Consider the following 15,838-nt stretch of genomic DNA (forward strand, 5'->3'; position numbering starts at 1 on the left):
AATGGTAAACCACCTAGGTCCCCATGGAGGAGACACGATGTCCGTCACCCGCTTCAGCCCTGCCGGTCTTCAGCCGCACACGCCGTACCACCACGTGGCGGTGGGCACCGGCGCCCGTCACATCCACGTCAGTGGCCAGGTCGCGCGACTGGGCGACGGCACCCCTGTCGCACCGGGCGACCTCGGTGGGCAGGTCGCGCAGGTGCTGCGCAACACCGGGCGCGCCCTCGCCGGCGCCGACGCCTCGTTCCAGGACGTGGTCCGGCTGACCTTCTACGTCACCGGCTGGACGCCGGACAAGATCGGGCCCTTCATGGCCGGCATCGAGTCGGTCGCCGAGGAACTCGGGCTGCCCCAGCCGCTTCCGCCGGCGTCGCTGATCGGCGTCGAGTCCCTCTTCGAGCCCGACGTGCTCGTGGAGCTGGAGGCGACCGCCGTCGCGGAGTGAGATGGAGCAGGCAGCATCACCGGACAGCGACCCGGGGCCGCGGTCGGCGGATTTCCGCCGGCCGCGGGTTGCCGCGTGGTCGAGGGGATCGGTGAAATCTGATGGACGCCCGCAACGTTGCGATCAGGCCGCGCGTGTAGTCGCCGATGAGGGACTTCGACGACTTTTACGCGGCGAGCTACGCGGACCTGACGGTGCAGGTGTACGCCTACTTCGGCGACCTGCACGAGGCCCAGGACGTCGTTCAGGAGGCGTTCTGCCGGGCGCTCGCCCGATGGCGGCAGGTCTCCGGCTACGACGACCCCGCCGCCTGGGTCCGGCGGGTCGCCTGGAACCTCGCGACCAGCCGCTGGCGGAGACTGCGCGTGATGCGGGCGTTTCACCGACGCCAGCGCGGCGAGCCGGTCGTCGCGGGACCGGAACCGGACCACGTCGCGCTGGTCGAGGCCCTGGCCTCGCTGCCCGCCGCGCAGCGGCGGGCAATGGTGCTTCGCTATCTCGCCGACCTGCCGGTCGCGGAGATCGCCGACCGCGAGGGGGTGCCCGAAGGCACCGTCAGGTCATGGCTGCATCGCGGTCGGGCCACGCTCGCCGCCCGGCTCGGCCCCGAACACATGGAGAAGTCGCATGCCTGAGGACATCACCGAGGAGCAGACCCGGAACGCTTTCGCCCTCATGCGCGCGGAGACTCTGACACACATCCGCCCACCGGGAACCGCGGCGGCGCAGCGGACCGTACGGAACCGGCGCCGCACCGGAATCGCCGCCCTCGCCGCCGGCGTCGGGATCGTGGTGGCGGGTGGCTTCGCCGTGACCCACCTGGCCACCAGCGAGCGATCCGCCACCCCGCCTGCGGCACCGAGCCCGTCGCCGTCCCCGTCGGAACTGCCCGCCGAACAACTCGACCGCATGGCCGCCACAGCAGCCGCCGCGCTCGGGATCACCTCCGTGGACAACAAGCAGCGCAGACGTGAGGGCAAAGGGCCCATCCTCATGATCGGCTCCGAGCCCGCCCGGCGCGGCGGCATCAGTGGCACCGGGTACAACGAGAACAAGACCGGCGTCTACGTGCTCGACGTCCTGTGCGTCGGGGTAGGGACGCTCCGGACGCGGTTCTGGGCCGCGACCTCGGGGGCGGACGAGGCCGGAAATCCGGCCCCCATCCCTCCCGACGCCGCCGAGGCGCGGGTGCCCTGCAGTGACGAGCCGGAGCGCGTAAGCCTCAGCGTGCGCGCGCCCTGGCCCAAGAAGGTCTACGTCTCGATCGAGCCGGACCAGGCGGCCGAAGGGCGCGCAGCGCACGCTTCCCTCGTCCGCGTACCGTAGCGCCGCCCGGGCCGCTCCCGCGTCTCGTCGGCGGCCGCGTCGCCCGGTTCCGCTCGTCCAGCGTCGCCGTCGCCGGCTCGGGTACGAGCGGCTACGAGCGCGCTTGGGTGAGGCCTGCGACTTCCGCGTCCATCGTCATCCGCGCATCCATGGAACGAGCCCCTCCCTCGGATAGATCCACCACCACAGGAGGCACGCGGGTGGCCAGTAGGTCACGGCCGCGACGGCGAGATACCAGGGACGCCATCCGTCGAGCAATCCGCGGTAGCCGTGGGCATCAGCCCAGCCGTACACGGCCCAACTCCACAGCGCATAGCCGGCAAGGAGGGCGAGAGACCAGCCGACCCGAACTGTTCTCCCGGGCCTCCGCCCGCGTCGGCGGAACAGCGCCTCTCGCGCACGCCAGGCCACGCGTACATCATGATCCTGCCTTGCCAAGGTCACGACCTGTTGGGGAGTTGAGACCGTGATCCGGCGGAACGACCCGCTCGCTCTGATGACGATCGTCATGTGCACGGCGGCCGGCGCTTTCGGCCTCGTAACGCCCTCCCGCATCGTCGACACCCAGCAGTTGCTGCTGATGGTTCTCACGCCGCTCGGCACGTGCGTACTGCTCATGTACCTCGCGGGGCCGGCTGCCTTCGTGGCGGTGACCCGCACGCATGTCGTCGTGGGCAACCCGCTCGTCAGATACAGCGTTCCACGGTCACTGGTCGACGGAGTACGGCTCGACGGGTTCGACATCGAGCTGCGAGTCTCCGGGCACCCGCCTGTTCCGATTGCCGCCCTGACCCCCAGCGTGGGTGGCCATCACCGGGTGCGTCCGGGCGGGTACCAGACGCGCTTGAACAAGATCGCGGCGCTCCTGGACCACACGCCGGCGACGCCCGTAGCCGGCACGATGGTGCGCCGCTACCGGTATGCGCACCTCGGTCTCTTGACGGTGGACGTGCTGGCTCTGGTCGGAATGGTGCTTCACATCAGAACCGAAACGCTCGCGTAGAAGCGAACCGTGCCCCTACGGTCCAGGGTCAGCTGGACCGTAGGGGCACCTGGTCGACCACGCCCACCCGAGCCGTTTCCGGTGACCTGGGTGGGCCACCGGGATCAGCCCGCGGTGCAGGAACGGATCTGCGGTCTGGCGCCGCTGTTGCCGTTCATCATCGTGGTGAAGCCGAAGGTGTTGCCGCTGCCGTTGGACCGCATCGTCATCACGTAACCGGTGCTGTCCCAACTGGGGGAGCCGTTCCAGGTAGTGGAGACCCGCTGCGGCGGGGTCAGAGCCACGACCACGGTCCAGTTGCTGGCCCCCTGAACCGTCACCGAGGTGTTGTACCGGTCACCCCAGACGTTGGGGGTCGTCGCCGTCGCTGTGCATCCGCCGCTGGGAGGCGGAGTGGTCGGCGGCGGAGTGGTCGGCGTGCCGGTCGGCGGCGGAGTGGTCGGCGGCGGAGTTCCGTCCGGGGCCACCGCTCGGCCGGTGCTCGGTGAGATCATGCCCGGGCAGAGGTTGCGGCTGGTCAGGTTGGCCATGATCTGCGGAATCGCGTCGCGGGTGTTCTGAATGCCGTCGTGCATCAGGATCACCTGGCCGTCCTGGAGGCGGCTGGCGTTGGAGACGATCTGGCTGACGCTGGCGCCGTTCCAGTCCTGGGAGTCGACGTCCCAGATCACCTGGCGCAGGCCGAGCGACGAGGCGACCGACTGGAGGGTCGAGTTCGTCTCCCCGTAGGGCGGGCGGAACAACTGCGGCCGGACGCCGGTCGCCGACTGGATCGCCGAGTTGGTCTGGGAGAGGTCCGACTGCATCTGGCTCTGGTTCATCGAGGTCATGTGCGCGTGGTTCCAACTGTGGTTGGCCACCCACATGCCCGCGTCGACCTGGGCCCGCGCGGCGGACTGGTTGTTCTGCACGTTCTGGCCGACGTTGAACATGGTCGCCCGTACGTTGTTCGCGCGCAGCACGGACAGCAGCGCGCTGGTGCTGCCGGTCGGCCCGTCGTCGAAGGTGAGGCCGACGTACCCGTTGCAGGTGGCGGCGCTGGACGGAGTGGCGGCGACCGCAAGGCCGGCGGCGCCCAGCGCCACAGTGGAGGCGAGCACTGCCAACCGGAAGGTGAGACGCGATTTTCGGGGAGTGGACGGGCGGCGGGAGCCGCGGATGCTGGCGTACATGCGCAGGTCCTCCTTGGGACGAGTGACACCTGACGACGCATGGCTTCAATCGACGCATGCTGATGTCGCAGTGTTCGGAGTATTGCAGCGGCGTTTCGAACAGGTCAATGATTTTCCGGAAGTTTTCCGGAAGGATCGACTCCCAGCCAGTCGCTGCGCATCCGGACCCATCAGTTGCCATCGCTCGGTGGCTGGGCGACGCGAGGCGGCATGACCGCCGGCGGAGCGCACGAAAAAGGGCCGCCCCGGTTTCCCGAAGCGGCCCCTCAACTGCTGTGCGCCCGAAGGGACTCGAACCCCTAACCTTCTGATCCGTAGTCAGATGCTCTATCCGTTGAGCTACGGGCGCTTGTGCTCGGCCAGTCTACACAACCGGCTTTCGCGCGGAGACTCCGGGATTCGAACCCGGGAGGGGCTTTAAGACCCCAACCGCATTAGCAGTGCGGCGCCATAGACCAGACTAGGCGAAGTCTCCCTGGTGACCCTGAGGTCACCGCGCCCGAGGATACAGGCCCGCACCCGCCCGGGGCAAAGCGGATGCCGGGACCGGCCCTCACGACGCGTTTCCGTCGTGTGCCAGATCACGTCCACGGCTACGCTCCATCGATATGCAGGAGCAGCCGCCGAGCGATCCGCCCCGTCGCGAGCCTGCCGCGAAGGCCCGGCGGACCCGCTCCACCCGACCCACGTTCAGCCCGCCACCCACGCCGGAGCCTCCCGCCGGGAGCGCGACGAGCGACACACCGCCACCCCGGCGTCCGCGCCGGGCCGCGCCGACTGTCGTCTTCCAGCCGCCGGCGGCCGACGCCGCAGCGCCGGCACCGCGACCACGCCCGGCCGCCGAGCCTTCGACAAACGATCCGGGTACGCCTGCCGCCGCGCAGCCCGACCCCGTGCCCGCCGAGCCGGACGTGAGTACGCCTTCCCCCGAGCCGGCCGCGCGATCACGCCGTCCGGCCGAGGAGTCGGTGCCGACCGAGCCGCCGAGCGAGGACGAGACGCCGAAGCGGACCCGCCGTGCGACCACCGCGAAGAAGGCCGTCTCGAAGAAGGCCGCTCCCCCGGTCAAGAAGGCCGCTCCCGCCGTCAAGAAGGCAACCCGGACCGCCAAGAGCGCCAAGACCCCCACGACCACGGAGGCCTCGACGGCGGCCACGGACGCCACCGCCGTCACGGCGACCCCTCCGGCACCGGAGACACCCGCGTCAGCGGTCGACGCCGCCGAGCCCGCAGCCGCAGCCGGCGATCAAGCCCTGGCCGTCGATCACCCCGCCGTCGACGAGAGTCGCAAGACCGAACCGCCCGCCCTGGACCCGCCGGAAGAAGAGCAGCCGCACGACGAGACCGAGACCTCACCGGCCACCGTCGACGGCCGGCACGCTGCGCGTACCCAGGAAAGGGGCTGGCGGGCGGTGGGGCCGCAGCTGCGCGACCACCCCGGGTTCGCGCCGGAGCTGCTGGCCCTGGCGGCGGTGGACGCGCTCGGGCCGCGCGCCCGGGAATGGGTGGCGCAGGTCCGGCGGGCCTACCCGGAGGCGGACGCCGACGGGGTGGCCCGGCTGGCGACGCGGCGGTTCGTCCGGATGGCCGGTACGGGTGGGGCGCTGGCGGCCGGCGCCGGGATGTTCGCGCCGGTCGCGGAGCTGGCAGCGGTGCTGTGGACGCAGGGGAACCTGGTGCTGCACCTGGCCGCCGCGTACGGGCGGGATCCGGCGCATCCGGATCGGGCGGCCGAGCTGCTGGTGCTGACGTTGGTGCACCCGGACGAGGGCACCGCCCGGGCGGCGCTGGTGGCGGCTCGCGCGGCCGACGAGCCGGCGGACGGGCCGTGGGGGCGGGTGGCGGAGGCGGCGTGGCGGCTGGCGACGCCGGTGGCGGCGCAGGCGGGCGGGTGGCTCGGGCTGCGGCTGGCCGCCCGGCGCCTGCCGGGTGCGGCGGCGTTGGCGGCGGCGATCGGCGGTACGGCGACGGCCGAGCGGGTGGCCGCGCGGGCGGTCGCCCGGTACCGGCCCGGCCGTACCTGATCGACGCCGGTTCGGCGAGGTGGCGGGGTCCGTCGGGCCGCGACACCGCCACCTCGCCGACCCGGCGAAGCCATCAGGCCGGCAGCCGGGATCAGAGCCAGTCGAACCAGGACTTGGGCAGCATCGCGTACCCGACGAACGCGAAGATGTCGAGCAGCGTGTGCGCGACGATCAGCGGGGCGACCCGGCGGGTGCGCAGGTAGAACAGCCCGAAGATCACACCCATGACGGCGTTGCCGACGAACGCGCCGAAGCCCTGGTAGAGGTGGTAGGAGCCGCGCAGCAGGGCGCTCGTGGCCAGCACCGCGCCGATGCGCCAGTTGAGCTGCCGCAGCCGGGTGATCAGGTAGCCGACCACGATCACCTCCTCCAGCACGGCGTTCTGCACGGCGGCGAGGATCAGCACCGGCACCGTCCACCAGAGGTCGGGCAGCGCGGCCGGGACGAGCGTGGCGTTGAGGCCGAGCTGCGCCGCCGCCCAGAACAGCGCCAGCCCGGGCAGGCCGATGAGCGCGGTCAGGCCCGCGCCCCGGGCCAGGTCCGAGCCGGGCCGCCGGAAGTCGACGCCGAGCGTCCGCGCCGGGTCGCCGGGGTCGCGCGCCAGCAGGTGTACGGCGAGCAGTACCGGCAGCAGCGCGAAGACGATCCCGAGCAGCTGGTACGTCAGGTCGAGGTAGGGCCGGGCGGACGCTGAGGTGTTCAGCGCGGCGGTCTGCTTGGACAGCCCACCGGTAGCGGTGAGCTTCGCGATCAGCGACACCAGCGCGTACACGGCCGACTGGCCGAGGGACAGACCGAGCACGAGCAGCGTCTCGGTGCCCAGCATCCGGCGGGAGACCGGGCGGGCCAGCTCGTCAACCGTCACCGGACCATGAAATCACTTCGGCGTCCCGGCCCGGCGATCGCACAGTCTGTGCGACCGACGTACACGCTCCGTGGAGATTCTATGGCTGCCGATCCGCCCGTACGGAGAAGGAGCGTGCCCCTGTGGAGAACTTCGCGCGGCTGCTGAAGGAGAGCTGGGCCCTGGTCGAGGAGGACCGGGAGCGGCTCAGCGGTCACTTCTACGCCCGGCTGTTCCTCCTCGACCCGGAGCTGCGCAAGCTCTTCCCGGTGCAGATGAACGGGCAGGGCGACCGGATCCTGGAGGCGATCGTCACCGCCACCCAGACCGTGGGCGACCCGGAGAGCTTCGACGAGTACCTGCGGGCGCTGGGCCGGGACCACCGGAAGTACCACGTGACGGCCGAGCACTACGCGACCATGGGTGTCGCGCTGCTCGACGCGCTGCGCAGCACCGCCGGGGACGGCTGGAACCTGGAGTACGACCAGGCGTGGCGGGAGGCGTACGCGAGCATCAGCGCGCGGATGCTGGCCGGCGCGGAGGCCGACGGAAACCCGCCGTACTGGCACGCCGAGGTGCTCACCCACGAGCGGCACGGCCCGGACACGGCGGTGCTGACCGTACGCGCGCTCCAGCACCCGCTGCCCTGGCAGGCGGGGCAGTACGTCAGCGTGGAGGTGCCCCGCTACCACCCGCGGGTGTGGCGGACGTACTCGGTGGCGAACGCGCCGAACGAGGAGAACGTGCTGGAGTTCCACGTGCGGACGCCGCCCGGCGCGGCCGGCTGGGTGTCCGGGGCGCTGGTGCGCCGCACCAAGCCGGGTGACCTGCTGCGGGTGGCCGCGCCGATGGGCTCGATGACGCTTGATCCGGAGTCCACCCGGGACGTCCTCTGCGTGGCCGGCGGGGTCGGGCTGGCGCCGATCAAGGCGCTGGTGGAGGAGCTGACCCGGGTCAACCGCACCCGCTGGGTGCACGTCTTCTACGGCGCGCGCCGCCCGGACGAGCTGTACGGGCTGGCCGGCCTGGAGGACCTGGTCGCGACCCACCCGTGGTTGTCGGTGACGCCGTCGTGCAGCGAGGACCCGGACTTCGGCGGCGAACTCGGTGACGTGTCCGAGGTGGTCACCCGGTACGGGCCGTGGACCACGCACGACTGTTACGTCTCCGGCTCGGCCGCGATGGTCCGGGCCACCCTGCGGGCGCTCGCCGCCGACGACGTCCCGCCGGACCACATCCGGTACGACACGTTCGGCAACCTCTGAACCTTGCTCCCCCCGAGCCGGGTCGCGTGCCCCCGCCCCCTGGGGCACGCGACCCGGCCCCCCGTTTCAGTAGCGCCAGGGGGTGCCGGTTTCGCGGTACTCCTCCACCGGCACGAGCGGCACGCCGGGCGCCATCCGGTCGACGTAGAGCCGCCCGTCCAGGTGGTCGATCTCGTGCGCGACCAGCCGCGCCATCGCGTACTCGAACGAGGTGATCACCCGGCTGCCGTCCCAGAGCGCGTGTTCCACGTCGATCCGCAGCGGCCGGGGCACCAGGCCGCGGTGGTCGAAGAAGGAGAGGCACCCCTCGTACTGCTCGTCGGTCTCGGCGGCGGTGTCCACGACGCGCGGGTTGAGCAGCACCACCGGTTCGGCCGCGCGGTCGGCGGGCCGGACCAGCGCGGCGGACCAGCCGATGCCGAGCTGGGGCGCGGCGAGGCCGACGCCCTTGCTGAACGGGTGCAGCTCGTCCAGCCGGGCCAGCATCGCGGCGAGCCGGTCGATGACCTGCCGGGCGTGCCGTTCCTCGGCCGGCAGGTCGAACTGGCGGGCCGGCTGCCGCAGCAGGTCGTCGCCGCGCTGCACGATGCCCACGGCACGCATCCGGTCGCTGGCCCGAACCCGGGCGCCGCCGGTGGGCGCGCTGTCCGGCTCGGCGTCCGCCTGCGGGCTGCGGAACCGCCACTGCATCCGGTAGCGGGCGTTGAGCGGCGGGTCGTCGGTCCCCCAGTCGAAGATCACCCGGTCGCCGTCGGAGGCACGCTGGATCGGCGTACGCAGCGGTCCTTCCTCGGCCGACAGCGAGGTCTCCGCGCCCCACACCTTGGGGTCGAGGTCCGCGGGCAGGTCGAGCCGCACCGCCAGGTGCCGGGTGGGCAGGCGTACGGCCCGCTGGAACCAGGGGCCCCACTTGTCCTGGCCGACGCGGTACGCGTACTCGATGGTGACCCGGTCGCCCGGGTAGAGCGGGAAGCGTCCCTCGTCGTTCTCGAAGAGCAGCCAGATCTCCTTGAACGCGTCCCGGTCGTGCTTGGCCCGCCAGTGCATCGGCTCGCGTCCGTTGCCGTCGTCCCGGTACGCGGTCAGTTGCAGCTCGGCGAAGGTGAGCGGGTGTTCCCGGTGGTGCCGGTTGGAGCGGCCCGGGTCGTTCGGGTAGCGGTCGACGGCGACCCGGACCAGGTAGCGGGTGACCGGTTCGGTGCCCGCGTTGTACAGCTCCCGCCGGATCGCGCAGTGGTAGCCGTCGCCGATGTGGGTGAGCGTGGCCACCTCGCGCTCGACCACGAGGCCGGTGCCGGGCGGCAGCCACTGCCCGGGGACCGGCGGGTCGCGGTGCGCTCCGCCGGCGCGGCCGTGCCGCAGCTCGTCGTACTCCCGGAAGCGCTGCCAGATCGCGCCGCTGGCCTCCAGGACGGCCTCGGCGCGGCGGGCGAAGTCCTCGGTGGGCCGGTGCCGGCGCCCTTCGACGTGGCTGACGTAGGACGGGTCGAAGCCCATCAGCGTCGCCAACTGCTTCTTGGACAGCCCTCGGCCGGTCCGGTGCCGGGCAAGTTCCGCCGCGAACGAGTCCGCGGCACGCTCGATCGGTGAGGTCGTCATCAGCTTCCTCGTGGCGGGAAGCCCATTTTCACGTTGGGTGGCCGAACGTGTACGGAAACTGCCTCATATTCGACATACACCTTGACATCTGAACGGAGCGCATCGATCCTTACACCGTGCGTCGCCGTTTCCGGCGGCGTTTTTCGTCTTCCGGGCCGGGTAGTACGCGACCGGCGCCGGAGTGACCGGGACCTCCCCGCGACACCGCGACGTCACTTCCCCTCCCGCCGAGGGAGTGGTTAGGCTAGCCTTAGCTTCGGTCGACGGCACGCGCCGGCCGACAGGGCGACCAGACAGGGGACGGCCAGGTGACTGCGGTGATGCCGGGGCGCGACGCCGCCACCCCGTTCGCCCCGGTGACCGCGACCCTGCGCGCCATGTTCGGCACCGACGACCTGCCCGGGCTCGCGCCCGGCCTGCTGGTCCGCGACGAGCTGGACCGCTGGTCCCCGGCCGCCCGGCTGATCGACGGCACGCTGCTTCCCGAGTTCCTGACCCGCGCCGGCCGCCGCTGGGGCGGCACCCCGCACGCCTGTGCCGCGCTCGCGTGGAAGTCCTACAGCTACTGGACGGCGCTCCCAGCGGTGCTCGGCTGGGCGTCGGCCCGGCGGGTGCCGCTGCTCGACCCGGCCGACGTCCTCGTGCACTTCGAGGACCACCACCAGCTGCTCACGCTGGGGCTGCGCGCGTCCACCCCGGTGGCGGTGCTGCCCGGTGACCCGCTGGCGCTGGCCGGCGCGCCCGGTGTGGTCGTGGTGCCGGACGAGGCCGCGCTGCTCGGCGCGCTGCGCGCGTCCCTGCTCGACGCGCACTTCGCCCCGCTGATCGCCGCCATCCAGGGCGAGGTGCGGATCGGCACCCGTACGCTGCTCGGCTCGGTGGCCTCCGGCATCGCGCACGGCATCCTGCGCGCGGCGGACGCGCTGCCCGGCTCGTCCGTGGCGACCGTCGGCACGCTGCTCGGCGCGCTCGACCTGAACGACCTGGTCGAACTGGTGCCCGGTCCGGCCGGCGAGCCGACAGTGCAGCGGCGCACCTGCTGCCTGGCGTTCACGCTGCCCCGGCCCAAGGTGTGCCAGGGCTGCTGCGTCCGCCAGGGCTGACGGGTCAGTCGGCCAGCGGCCGGACGTCCCACAACCACACCCCGCCGGTACGGGTGGGCGTGATCCCGCTCAGCTCCGTCATCGCCCGGCGCAGCGCGTCGGCCTGCGGCAGCCGGGGGTCGAGGATCACCGCGCCGGCCCGCCAGTAGCGCAGGTCGTCGACGGCGGCCACCCGATCCTGCGGCGTGATCGGCGGAACCGCGTCGGTGCGCCGTACCGTCTCGAAGAACGTGCTGGTGGGACGCGGCGGCGCGGTGAACAGCGCGATCCGGTCCCCGCCGGGGCGGGTGTCCGGATAGAGGAAGTAGCCGCGGGCCAGCGGCATGTCCAGCCGGGTCTCGGCGGACCAGCGCAGCGGAACCGCGTACGTGGTGTCGGGCAGCGGCAGCGTGACGATGCTGCGTCCGTCGGCGACGTAGGGGCGCCAGGCGCCGGAGGTGACGAACGCCGGGGTCGGTTCGAGGCGCTTGGCCGGCAGCGGGGTGGGCAGGATCGGCAGCAGCGCCATCGCGAGCACGGTGACGGTGGCGAACCGGATCTGCCCGCGTGCGTCCGGATGCCGGGCGGCCAGCCGGCGGACCCGCTCGGCGCCGAGCGCGAGCAGCACGCCGATGATCGGGGTGAGCGCGAGCGACCAGCGGGTGGGCACCACCGAGTGCAGGACCGGCAGGTTCTCCAGCGCGGCCCACGGGCCGGGGATGCCGGTGTCGCGTCCGTCGTAGCGGATCTCCCGGCCGAGCGAGAAGAGCGCGAACACGAGGCCGACCGCGGCCAGGCCGAGCACCACCGCGTTGCGGCGCATCCACCAGACCAGCGCGGCCACCAGGATCACCAGCGGCCAGCCGAAGAACGCGTTCTCCTCGGTGGCGTTCTTGACCAGCGGTTCACTGCCCCGGGCGTCACCGGCCACCGACTCCCGGGACCAGGCGACGTACGCGGCGAGGTCGGTGGAGTAGCCCCGGATCAGCGTGGAGAGCCCGCTGTACGCGCCGGGACCGAAGAACTGGACCCAGAGCGGGTACGCGAGCAGCGCCCCGGCGACCACCGCGGCCACGGCGAGGCCGGCGGCGAACGGGCGGGCCGCCGAGCGCAGCGCGGGACGGCCGAGTACGAGCGCCAGCACCACCACGCCGAGGCCGATGGCGGTCATCAGCAGGATCTCCAGGTTGAGGAACGCCTGCCAGACGATCACCAGGGCGAGCAGTACGCCGTTGCGCAGCCACCGGCCGGGCTCGGCCAGGCGCAGCGTCCGCCAGATGATCAGCGGCACCACGAACTGGCTGACGATGTTGGGGTGCGAGTTGGCGTGCGAGATCATCGCCGGCGCGAACGCGCAGAAGGCGGCACCCAGCCAGGCCGGACCGCTAGACCGCACGACAACTCGGGAGAGAAGGAAATACCAGGACACGCCGGTGGCGGCGAGCCCGAGGGTGAGGAAAATCAGGAATGACCAGCGCGGACCCGCCCAGAGCGTGATCGGGGTCAGCGGTAATGAAACAGATAATACGGACGTATTGGCCATGAGATTGACGACATCCGGCACATTCATCCGGTCCGAGGTGAACGGATAGGCGAAATCGGTGACGACGCGCGCACCATGCGCCATCATCCATTCGAATTGCGCCTGATCTGTCCGATTGTCCCGAATCCCGTTGCGGGGGTCCACCCACAACCGGGCGGTGACCCAGAGCGCGAGCAGCACGAAGCTGAGCACGGCGAGCACATCGATCCGCCTGCCGTGCCCCGTTTTCGCCGGGTCCGCCGCTGATTCCGGAGTAGTCATGACATTTCAGAGCGTAGTCAGGGTATGACCGGCAGGTGCAATGTTCCGCAGACTCACGTACTATGTGCCGAGTTCGCCGACCGCCGATCAGGCACCCCTCCGCATCACAATTCGGCCCCCCTCCGTCCCCCGATTTCCCCCTCAGCCATCCAGATGGTTGACTCTGACGGTCCAGGCGCGGGTCAGTCATATCGTGAGGAATCGACGCATGGCAGAAATCACTGGGGACCAGCGCGTCCAGTCCGAGGTGCTCGAAGGCCTCGCGACCGCTGTCAACCACCGGCAGTGGTTCGTCGAGCTGGCGGTGCCCTACCTCGGTGACAACCCGATCGAAATCGGCAGCGGCCTGGGCGACTACGCCTCCGCGTGGGCCGAGCAGGTGCCCCGGATCACCGCCACCGAGGCGGACCCGGACCGGCTGGTCCAGCTCAAGGAGCGGCTGGCCGACCACCCGGGCGTCGAGGTCCGGCAGATGCTGCTCCCGCACCACGAGCGTGGCGACTACAGCGCGGCCGTCTCGTACAACGTGCTGGAGCACATCGACGACCACGTGGGCGCGCTGCGCAGCATGCGCGACCTGGTCCGCCCCGGCGGCGCGGTGGTCATCATCGTGCCGGCGTTCCAGTTCGCCATGAGCCCCGCCGACATCGCCACCGGCCACGTCCGCCGCTACACGAAGAAGACGCTCGCCGCGGCCATGACCGAGGCCGGCCTCACCGTGGAGCGGATCCACTACGCCAACGCGCTCGGCCTGATCGGCTACTTCATGGCCACCAAGGTCTTCCGGCTGATGCCGAAGGAGGGCCCGATGGTGAAGGTGTACGACACGCTCGTGCTCCCCGTCACCAAGGCCGCCGAGCAGCGCGTCCGCCCGCCGTTCGGCCAGTCCGTCTTCGCTGTCGCCCGCGTGTAAGGAAGGGCCCCTTGTTAACAGACGTCTGTTAACAAGGGGCCCTTCCTTACACCTCACTCCTTGATCTGGTACGTCGGGCGGATGACCGCCCGGGCCAGGGTGTGGAACGCCAGGTTGAAGCCGACGAAGGCCGGGCTCGCCCCGGCGGGAATGTCGAGGCGGTCCACGTCCACGGCGTGCACCGCGAACACGTACCGGTGCGGGCGGTCCCCGGCGGGCGGCGCGGCGCCGCCGTAGCCGGTGTCGCCGTAGTCGTTGCGGACGCTGAACGCGCCGCCCAGGTCGCCCTCGTCAACGCCGCTGGGCAGCTCGGTGACGGACGCGGGCACGTTCACCAGCACCCAGTGCCAGAAGCCGCTGCCGGTCGGGGCGTCCGGGTCGAAGCACGTGACCACGAAGCTCTTGGTCTCGGCCGGGAAGCCCGACCAGGACAGCTGCGGGGAGACGTTCTCGCCGCCGGTGCTGCCGTGCGCGTACCGCGCGTCCATCGGCTCGCCGTTGTGCACGTCCTCGCTCGTCAGGTCGAACGACGGCACCGTCGGCAACAGCTCGTACGGGTCCGGGGCGATCGGTCGTTCCAGGGTCATCGAAACGGTCCTTCCGGGTACGCGAATGTCCTGCGCCCCTTCATACCCCGTTGTCCGGGCCGCCGTGCTGTCGGCGCACCATCTCGTTGATCCAGACCGGCGCGTACGGCGACGTGCAGCCCGGCGGCGTCGGGTAGTCCTTGAGCACCCCGAGCCGCTCGCCGATGCCGATCGCGCGTTCCCGGTACGCCGGATGCTCGATCCCGATCTGCGCGAGGCAGTGGTTCATCGCCCACTGGAGGCGCTCCGGCGCGCCGGCCATCTCCGCCTCGATCTCGTCGAGCAGACCGGCCAGGTCCAGCCCGTCCGGGTTCCGCGCCACCCGCTCGGTGGTCAGCGCCCAGCCGGCGCTCGCCACCACCGGATCGGGATCGGCCGACCAGGCCAGGCGCAGCGGCTCCGCGTGCGGGCTCTTCTTCACCACGTAGTTGACGAGCCAGTCGTGCACCTTCGGCGTACGCGCCTCGCGCAGCATCGCGTCCAGCTCGTCCCGCCCGTACGCCTTCGGCCGGCAGATCAGCAGCGCCAGCAGCCGCGCCGCGCTGTCGCCGGTCGCCCACAGCTCCCGCGCGAGGTCCTGCTGCGTCTTCAGCCGCTTCGCGACCGCCCGCAGCTTGCCCAGGTTGACCCCGTGGTCGTCGCCGTGCCGCTCGTTGACCGCGCGGATCTTCGGATCGTCGAGCGCGGCCAGCTCGGCCGTCACCTCGGCCACCGTCGTCGTCTCCGCCACCAGGCCCTCCCGCCGTATCCGTGTCCCGCAGCCTACGGCCGCGCCCGGCGCTCCCGCTGTTCCGCCGCCCCGCCGGTCAGCGTCGTCCCGTCTCATCGCGTTCCCCCGATTCCGGCAACTCGCTCGGTGGCAGGCACATCCGGTGCGGCCGAGACTCGCCGTGGGGGTCGCCGAAGAAGAGAGCACTCAAGACGCTTATGACTCTCAGTCATATTTATGGGTCTTGTGACGTGTCTGTGGGTGGTTGGGCGCGTCGTTGATGGCGCACGCCGTTGTCCTGCCTAGGTTCTGGCTTGTCGAAGGTCAGAACTTGATGGGCGGGAGAACGGCGTGCGTTCTGCCAGGGTATGGGCTGGGCTGCTCGGGGTCGAGCAGGCGGTTGTCGAGGGCGTGGAGTTCGATCCGGTCGAGTCGGTGGTGGTGGCTCGGGTGCGGGTGCGTAAGGGCGCGTCGCGGCGGTGTCCGCACTGTCGTCGGCGGTGTGCCCGCTATGACGCTGGGGTTCGTCGTCGGTGGCGGGCGTTGGATCTGGGCGTGGTGCGAGCGGTGATCGAGGCGCACGTGCCGCGGGTGTCGTGTCCGGAGCACGGGGTTGTGGTCGCGGCAGTGCCGTGGGCTCGGCATGGGGCAGGGCACACCCGGGCGTTTGACCAGATGGTGTCGTGGTTGGCGGTGCATACCGCGAAGTCGGCGGTGTCGCAGCTGATGCGCATCAGTTGGCGCACCGTCGGGGCGATCGTGGCGCGGGTGTGGGCCGACACCGGTGCCGCGGTGGACCGCCTTGAGGGACTGCGCCGTATCGGCATCGATGAGATCAGCTACAAGAAGGGCCACCGCTACCTGACCGTGGTGGTCGATCATGACACCGGCTGGCTGGTCTGGGCCTCGCCCGGCAAGAGCGCGGCGACCCTCAACGCGTTCTTCGACCTGCTCGGCGATGAGCGGGCCGCGAAGATCACGCACGTGTCCGCCGACGGCGCGGACTGGATCACCACCGTTATCCGACGGCGCTGCCCGAACGCCGTGCGCTGCGCCGATGCA

The 15,838-nt window shown here is 71.3% G+C and carries 15 protein-coding genes and 2 tRNA genes; 9 read left to right on the plus strand and 8 right to left on the minus strand.

Annotation, left to right across the window (positions count from 1 at the left end; genetic code table 11):
* Positions 1 to 37 precede the first annotated feature (37 nt).
* The 4 genes from A4R25_RS29800 (at position 38) to A4R25_RS29815 (ending at position 2,777) form a co-directional block, all read left to right on the plus strand.
* Entirely contained in the window at positions 38 to 448 is a 411-nt protein-coding gene (locus A4R25_RS29800; protein ID WP_064448836.1) for a RidA family protein, read from the plus strand.
* A 146-nt stretch (positions 449 to 594) separates the two neighbouring features.
* Positions 595 to 1,083: a SigE family RNA polymerase sigma factor gene (locus A4R25_RS29805; RefSeq protein ID WP_064448837.1), complete on the plus strand. Its 489-nt coding sequence runs from the start codon at positions 595 to 597 to the stop codon at positions 1,081 to 1,083.
* Positions 1,076 to 1,774 (plus strand): hypothetical protein, encoded by a 699-nt coding sequence (locus A4R25_RS29810; protein ID WP_064448838.1) that lies wholly within the window; start codon positions 1,076 to 1,078, stop codon positions 1,772 to 1,774. The genes A4R25_RS29805 and A4R25_RS29810 overlap by 8 nt, the downstream gene beginning before the upstream one ends.
* A 496-nt stretch (positions 1,775 to 2,270) precedes the next feature.
* Positions 2,271 to 2,777, plus strand: coding sequence for a hypothetical protein (locus A4R25_RS29815; protein WP_140946535.1), 507 nt, complete (start codon positions 2,271 to 2,273; stop codon positions 2,775 to 2,777).
* 104 nt (positions 2,778 to 2,881) lie between these two features.
* Here A4R25_RS29815 and A4R25_RS29820 read toward each other — a convergent pair whose 3' ends face one another.
* The 3 genes from A4R25_RS29820 to A4R25_RS29830 form a co-directional block, all read right to left on the minus strand.
* Positions 2,882 to 3,949: a polysaccharide deacetylase family protein gene (locus A4R25_RS29820; RefSeq protein WP_064448839.1), complete on the minus strand. Its 1,068-nt coding sequence runs from the start codon at positions 3,947 to 3,949 to the stop codon at positions 2,882 to 2,884.
* Positions 3,950 to 4,225: 276 nt separating this feature from the next.
* Positions 4,226 to 4,298 (minus strand) — tRNA-Arg (locus A4R25_RS29825).
* Positions 4,299 to 4,333: 35 nt separating this feature from the next.
* Positions 4,334 to 4,424: transfer RNA gene (locus tag A4R25_RS29830), tRNA-Ser, on the minus strand.
* A gap of 436 nt (positions 4,425 to 4,860) precedes the next feature.
* Between A4R25_RS29830 and A4R25_RS31980 the strand changes: the two genes are divergently transcribed.
* Entirely contained in the window at positions 4,861 to 5,973 is a 1,113-nt protein-coding gene (locus A4R25_RS31980) for a hypothetical protein (RefSeq protein WP_231915668.1), read from the plus strand.
* 91 nt (positions 5,974 to 6,064) lie between these two features.
* Here A4R25_RS31980 and A4R25_RS29840 read toward each other — a convergent pair whose 3' ends face one another.
* Complete coding sequence (locus tag A4R25_RS29840) at positions 6,065 to 6,838, minus strand: CPBP family intramembrane glutamic endopeptidase (RefSeq protein WP_030499361.1); 774 nt, start codon at positions 6,836 to 6,838, stop codon at positions 6,065 to 6,067.
* Positions 6,839 to 6,960: 122 nt separating this feature from the next.
* Here A4R25_RS29840 and A4R25_RS29845 point away from each other — a divergent pair, with 122 nt between their 5' ends.
* Entirely contained in the window at positions 6,961 to 8,082 is a 1,122-nt protein-coding gene (locus A4R25_RS29845; protein WP_043327787.1) for a globin domain-containing protein, read from the plus strand.
* A gap of 66 nt (positions 8,083 to 8,148) precedes the next feature.
* Here A4R25_RS29845 and A4R25_RS29850 read toward each other — a convergent pair whose 3' ends face one another.
* Positions 8,149 to 9,681: a peptide deformylase gene (locus tag A4R25_RS29850; protein WP_064448840.1), complete on the minus strand. Its 1,533-nt coding sequence runs from the start codon at positions 9,679 to 9,681 to the stop codon at positions 8,149 to 8,151.
* Positions 9,682 to 10,001: 320 nt separating this feature from the next.
* Here A4R25_RS29850 and A4R25_RS29855 point away from each other — a divergent pair, with 320 nt between their 5' ends.
* Entirely contained in the window at positions 10,002 to 10,784 is a 783-nt protein-coding gene (locus tag A4R25_RS29855; RefSeq protein ID WP_064448844.1) for a hypothetical protein, read from the plus strand.
* Positions 10,785 to 10,788: 4 nt separating this feature from the next.
* On the opposite strand, the gene A4R25_RS29860 is transcribed toward A4R25_RS29855, so the two are convergent.
* Complete coding sequence (locus tag A4R25_RS29860) at positions 10,789 to 12,567, minus strand: hypothetical protein (protein ID WP_043327785.1); 1,779 nt, start codon at positions 12,565 to 12,567, stop codon at positions 10,789 to 10,791.
* Between the two features lie 208 nt (positions 12,568 to 12,775).
* Here A4R25_RS29860 and A4R25_RS29865 point away from each other — a divergent pair, with 208 nt between their 5' ends.
* The gene (locus A4R25_RS29865) at positions 12,776 to 13,480 is read left to right on the plus strand and encodes a class I SAM-dependent methyltransferase (RefSeq protein ID WP_043327784.1); all 705 of its coding nucleotides are present in this window, start codon (positions 12,776 to 12,778) and stop codon (positions 13,478 to 13,480) included.
* Between the two features lie 53 nt (positions 13,481 to 13,533).
* Here the strand turns inward: A4R25_RS29865 and A4R25_RS29870 are convergent, their stop codons facing one another.
* Both A4R25_RS29870 and A4R25_RS29875 read right to left on the minus strand, forming a co-directional pair.
* A complete protein-coding gene (locus tag A4R25_RS29870; RefSeq protein ID WP_064448841.1) occupies positions 13,534 to 14,067 on the minus strand; it encodes a YbhB/YbcL family Raf kinase inhibitor-like protein in 534 nt (177 codons plus the stop codon).
* A 40-nt stretch (positions 14,068 to 14,107) separates the two neighbouring features.
* Complete coding sequence (locus tag A4R25_RS29875; protein WP_064448842.1) at positions 14,108 to 14,797, minus strand: DNA alkylation repair protein; 690 nt, start codon at positions 14,795 to 14,797, stop codon at positions 14,108 to 14,110.
* Positions 14,798 to 15,127: 330 nt separating this feature from the next.
* Here A4R25_RS29875 and A4R25_RS30955 point away from each other — a divergent pair.
* A partial coding sequence (locus A4R25_RS30955; RefSeq protein ID WP_197494998.1) for a transposase occupies positions 15,128 to 15,838 on the plus strand: 711 nt, incomplete at its 3' end.

The organism is Micromonospora sp. NBRC 110037 (assembly GCF_001652995.1).
Taxonomy (GTDB): Bacteria; Actinomycetota; Actinomycetes; order Mycobacteriales; family Micromonosporaceae; genus Micromonospora; species Micromonospora chalcea.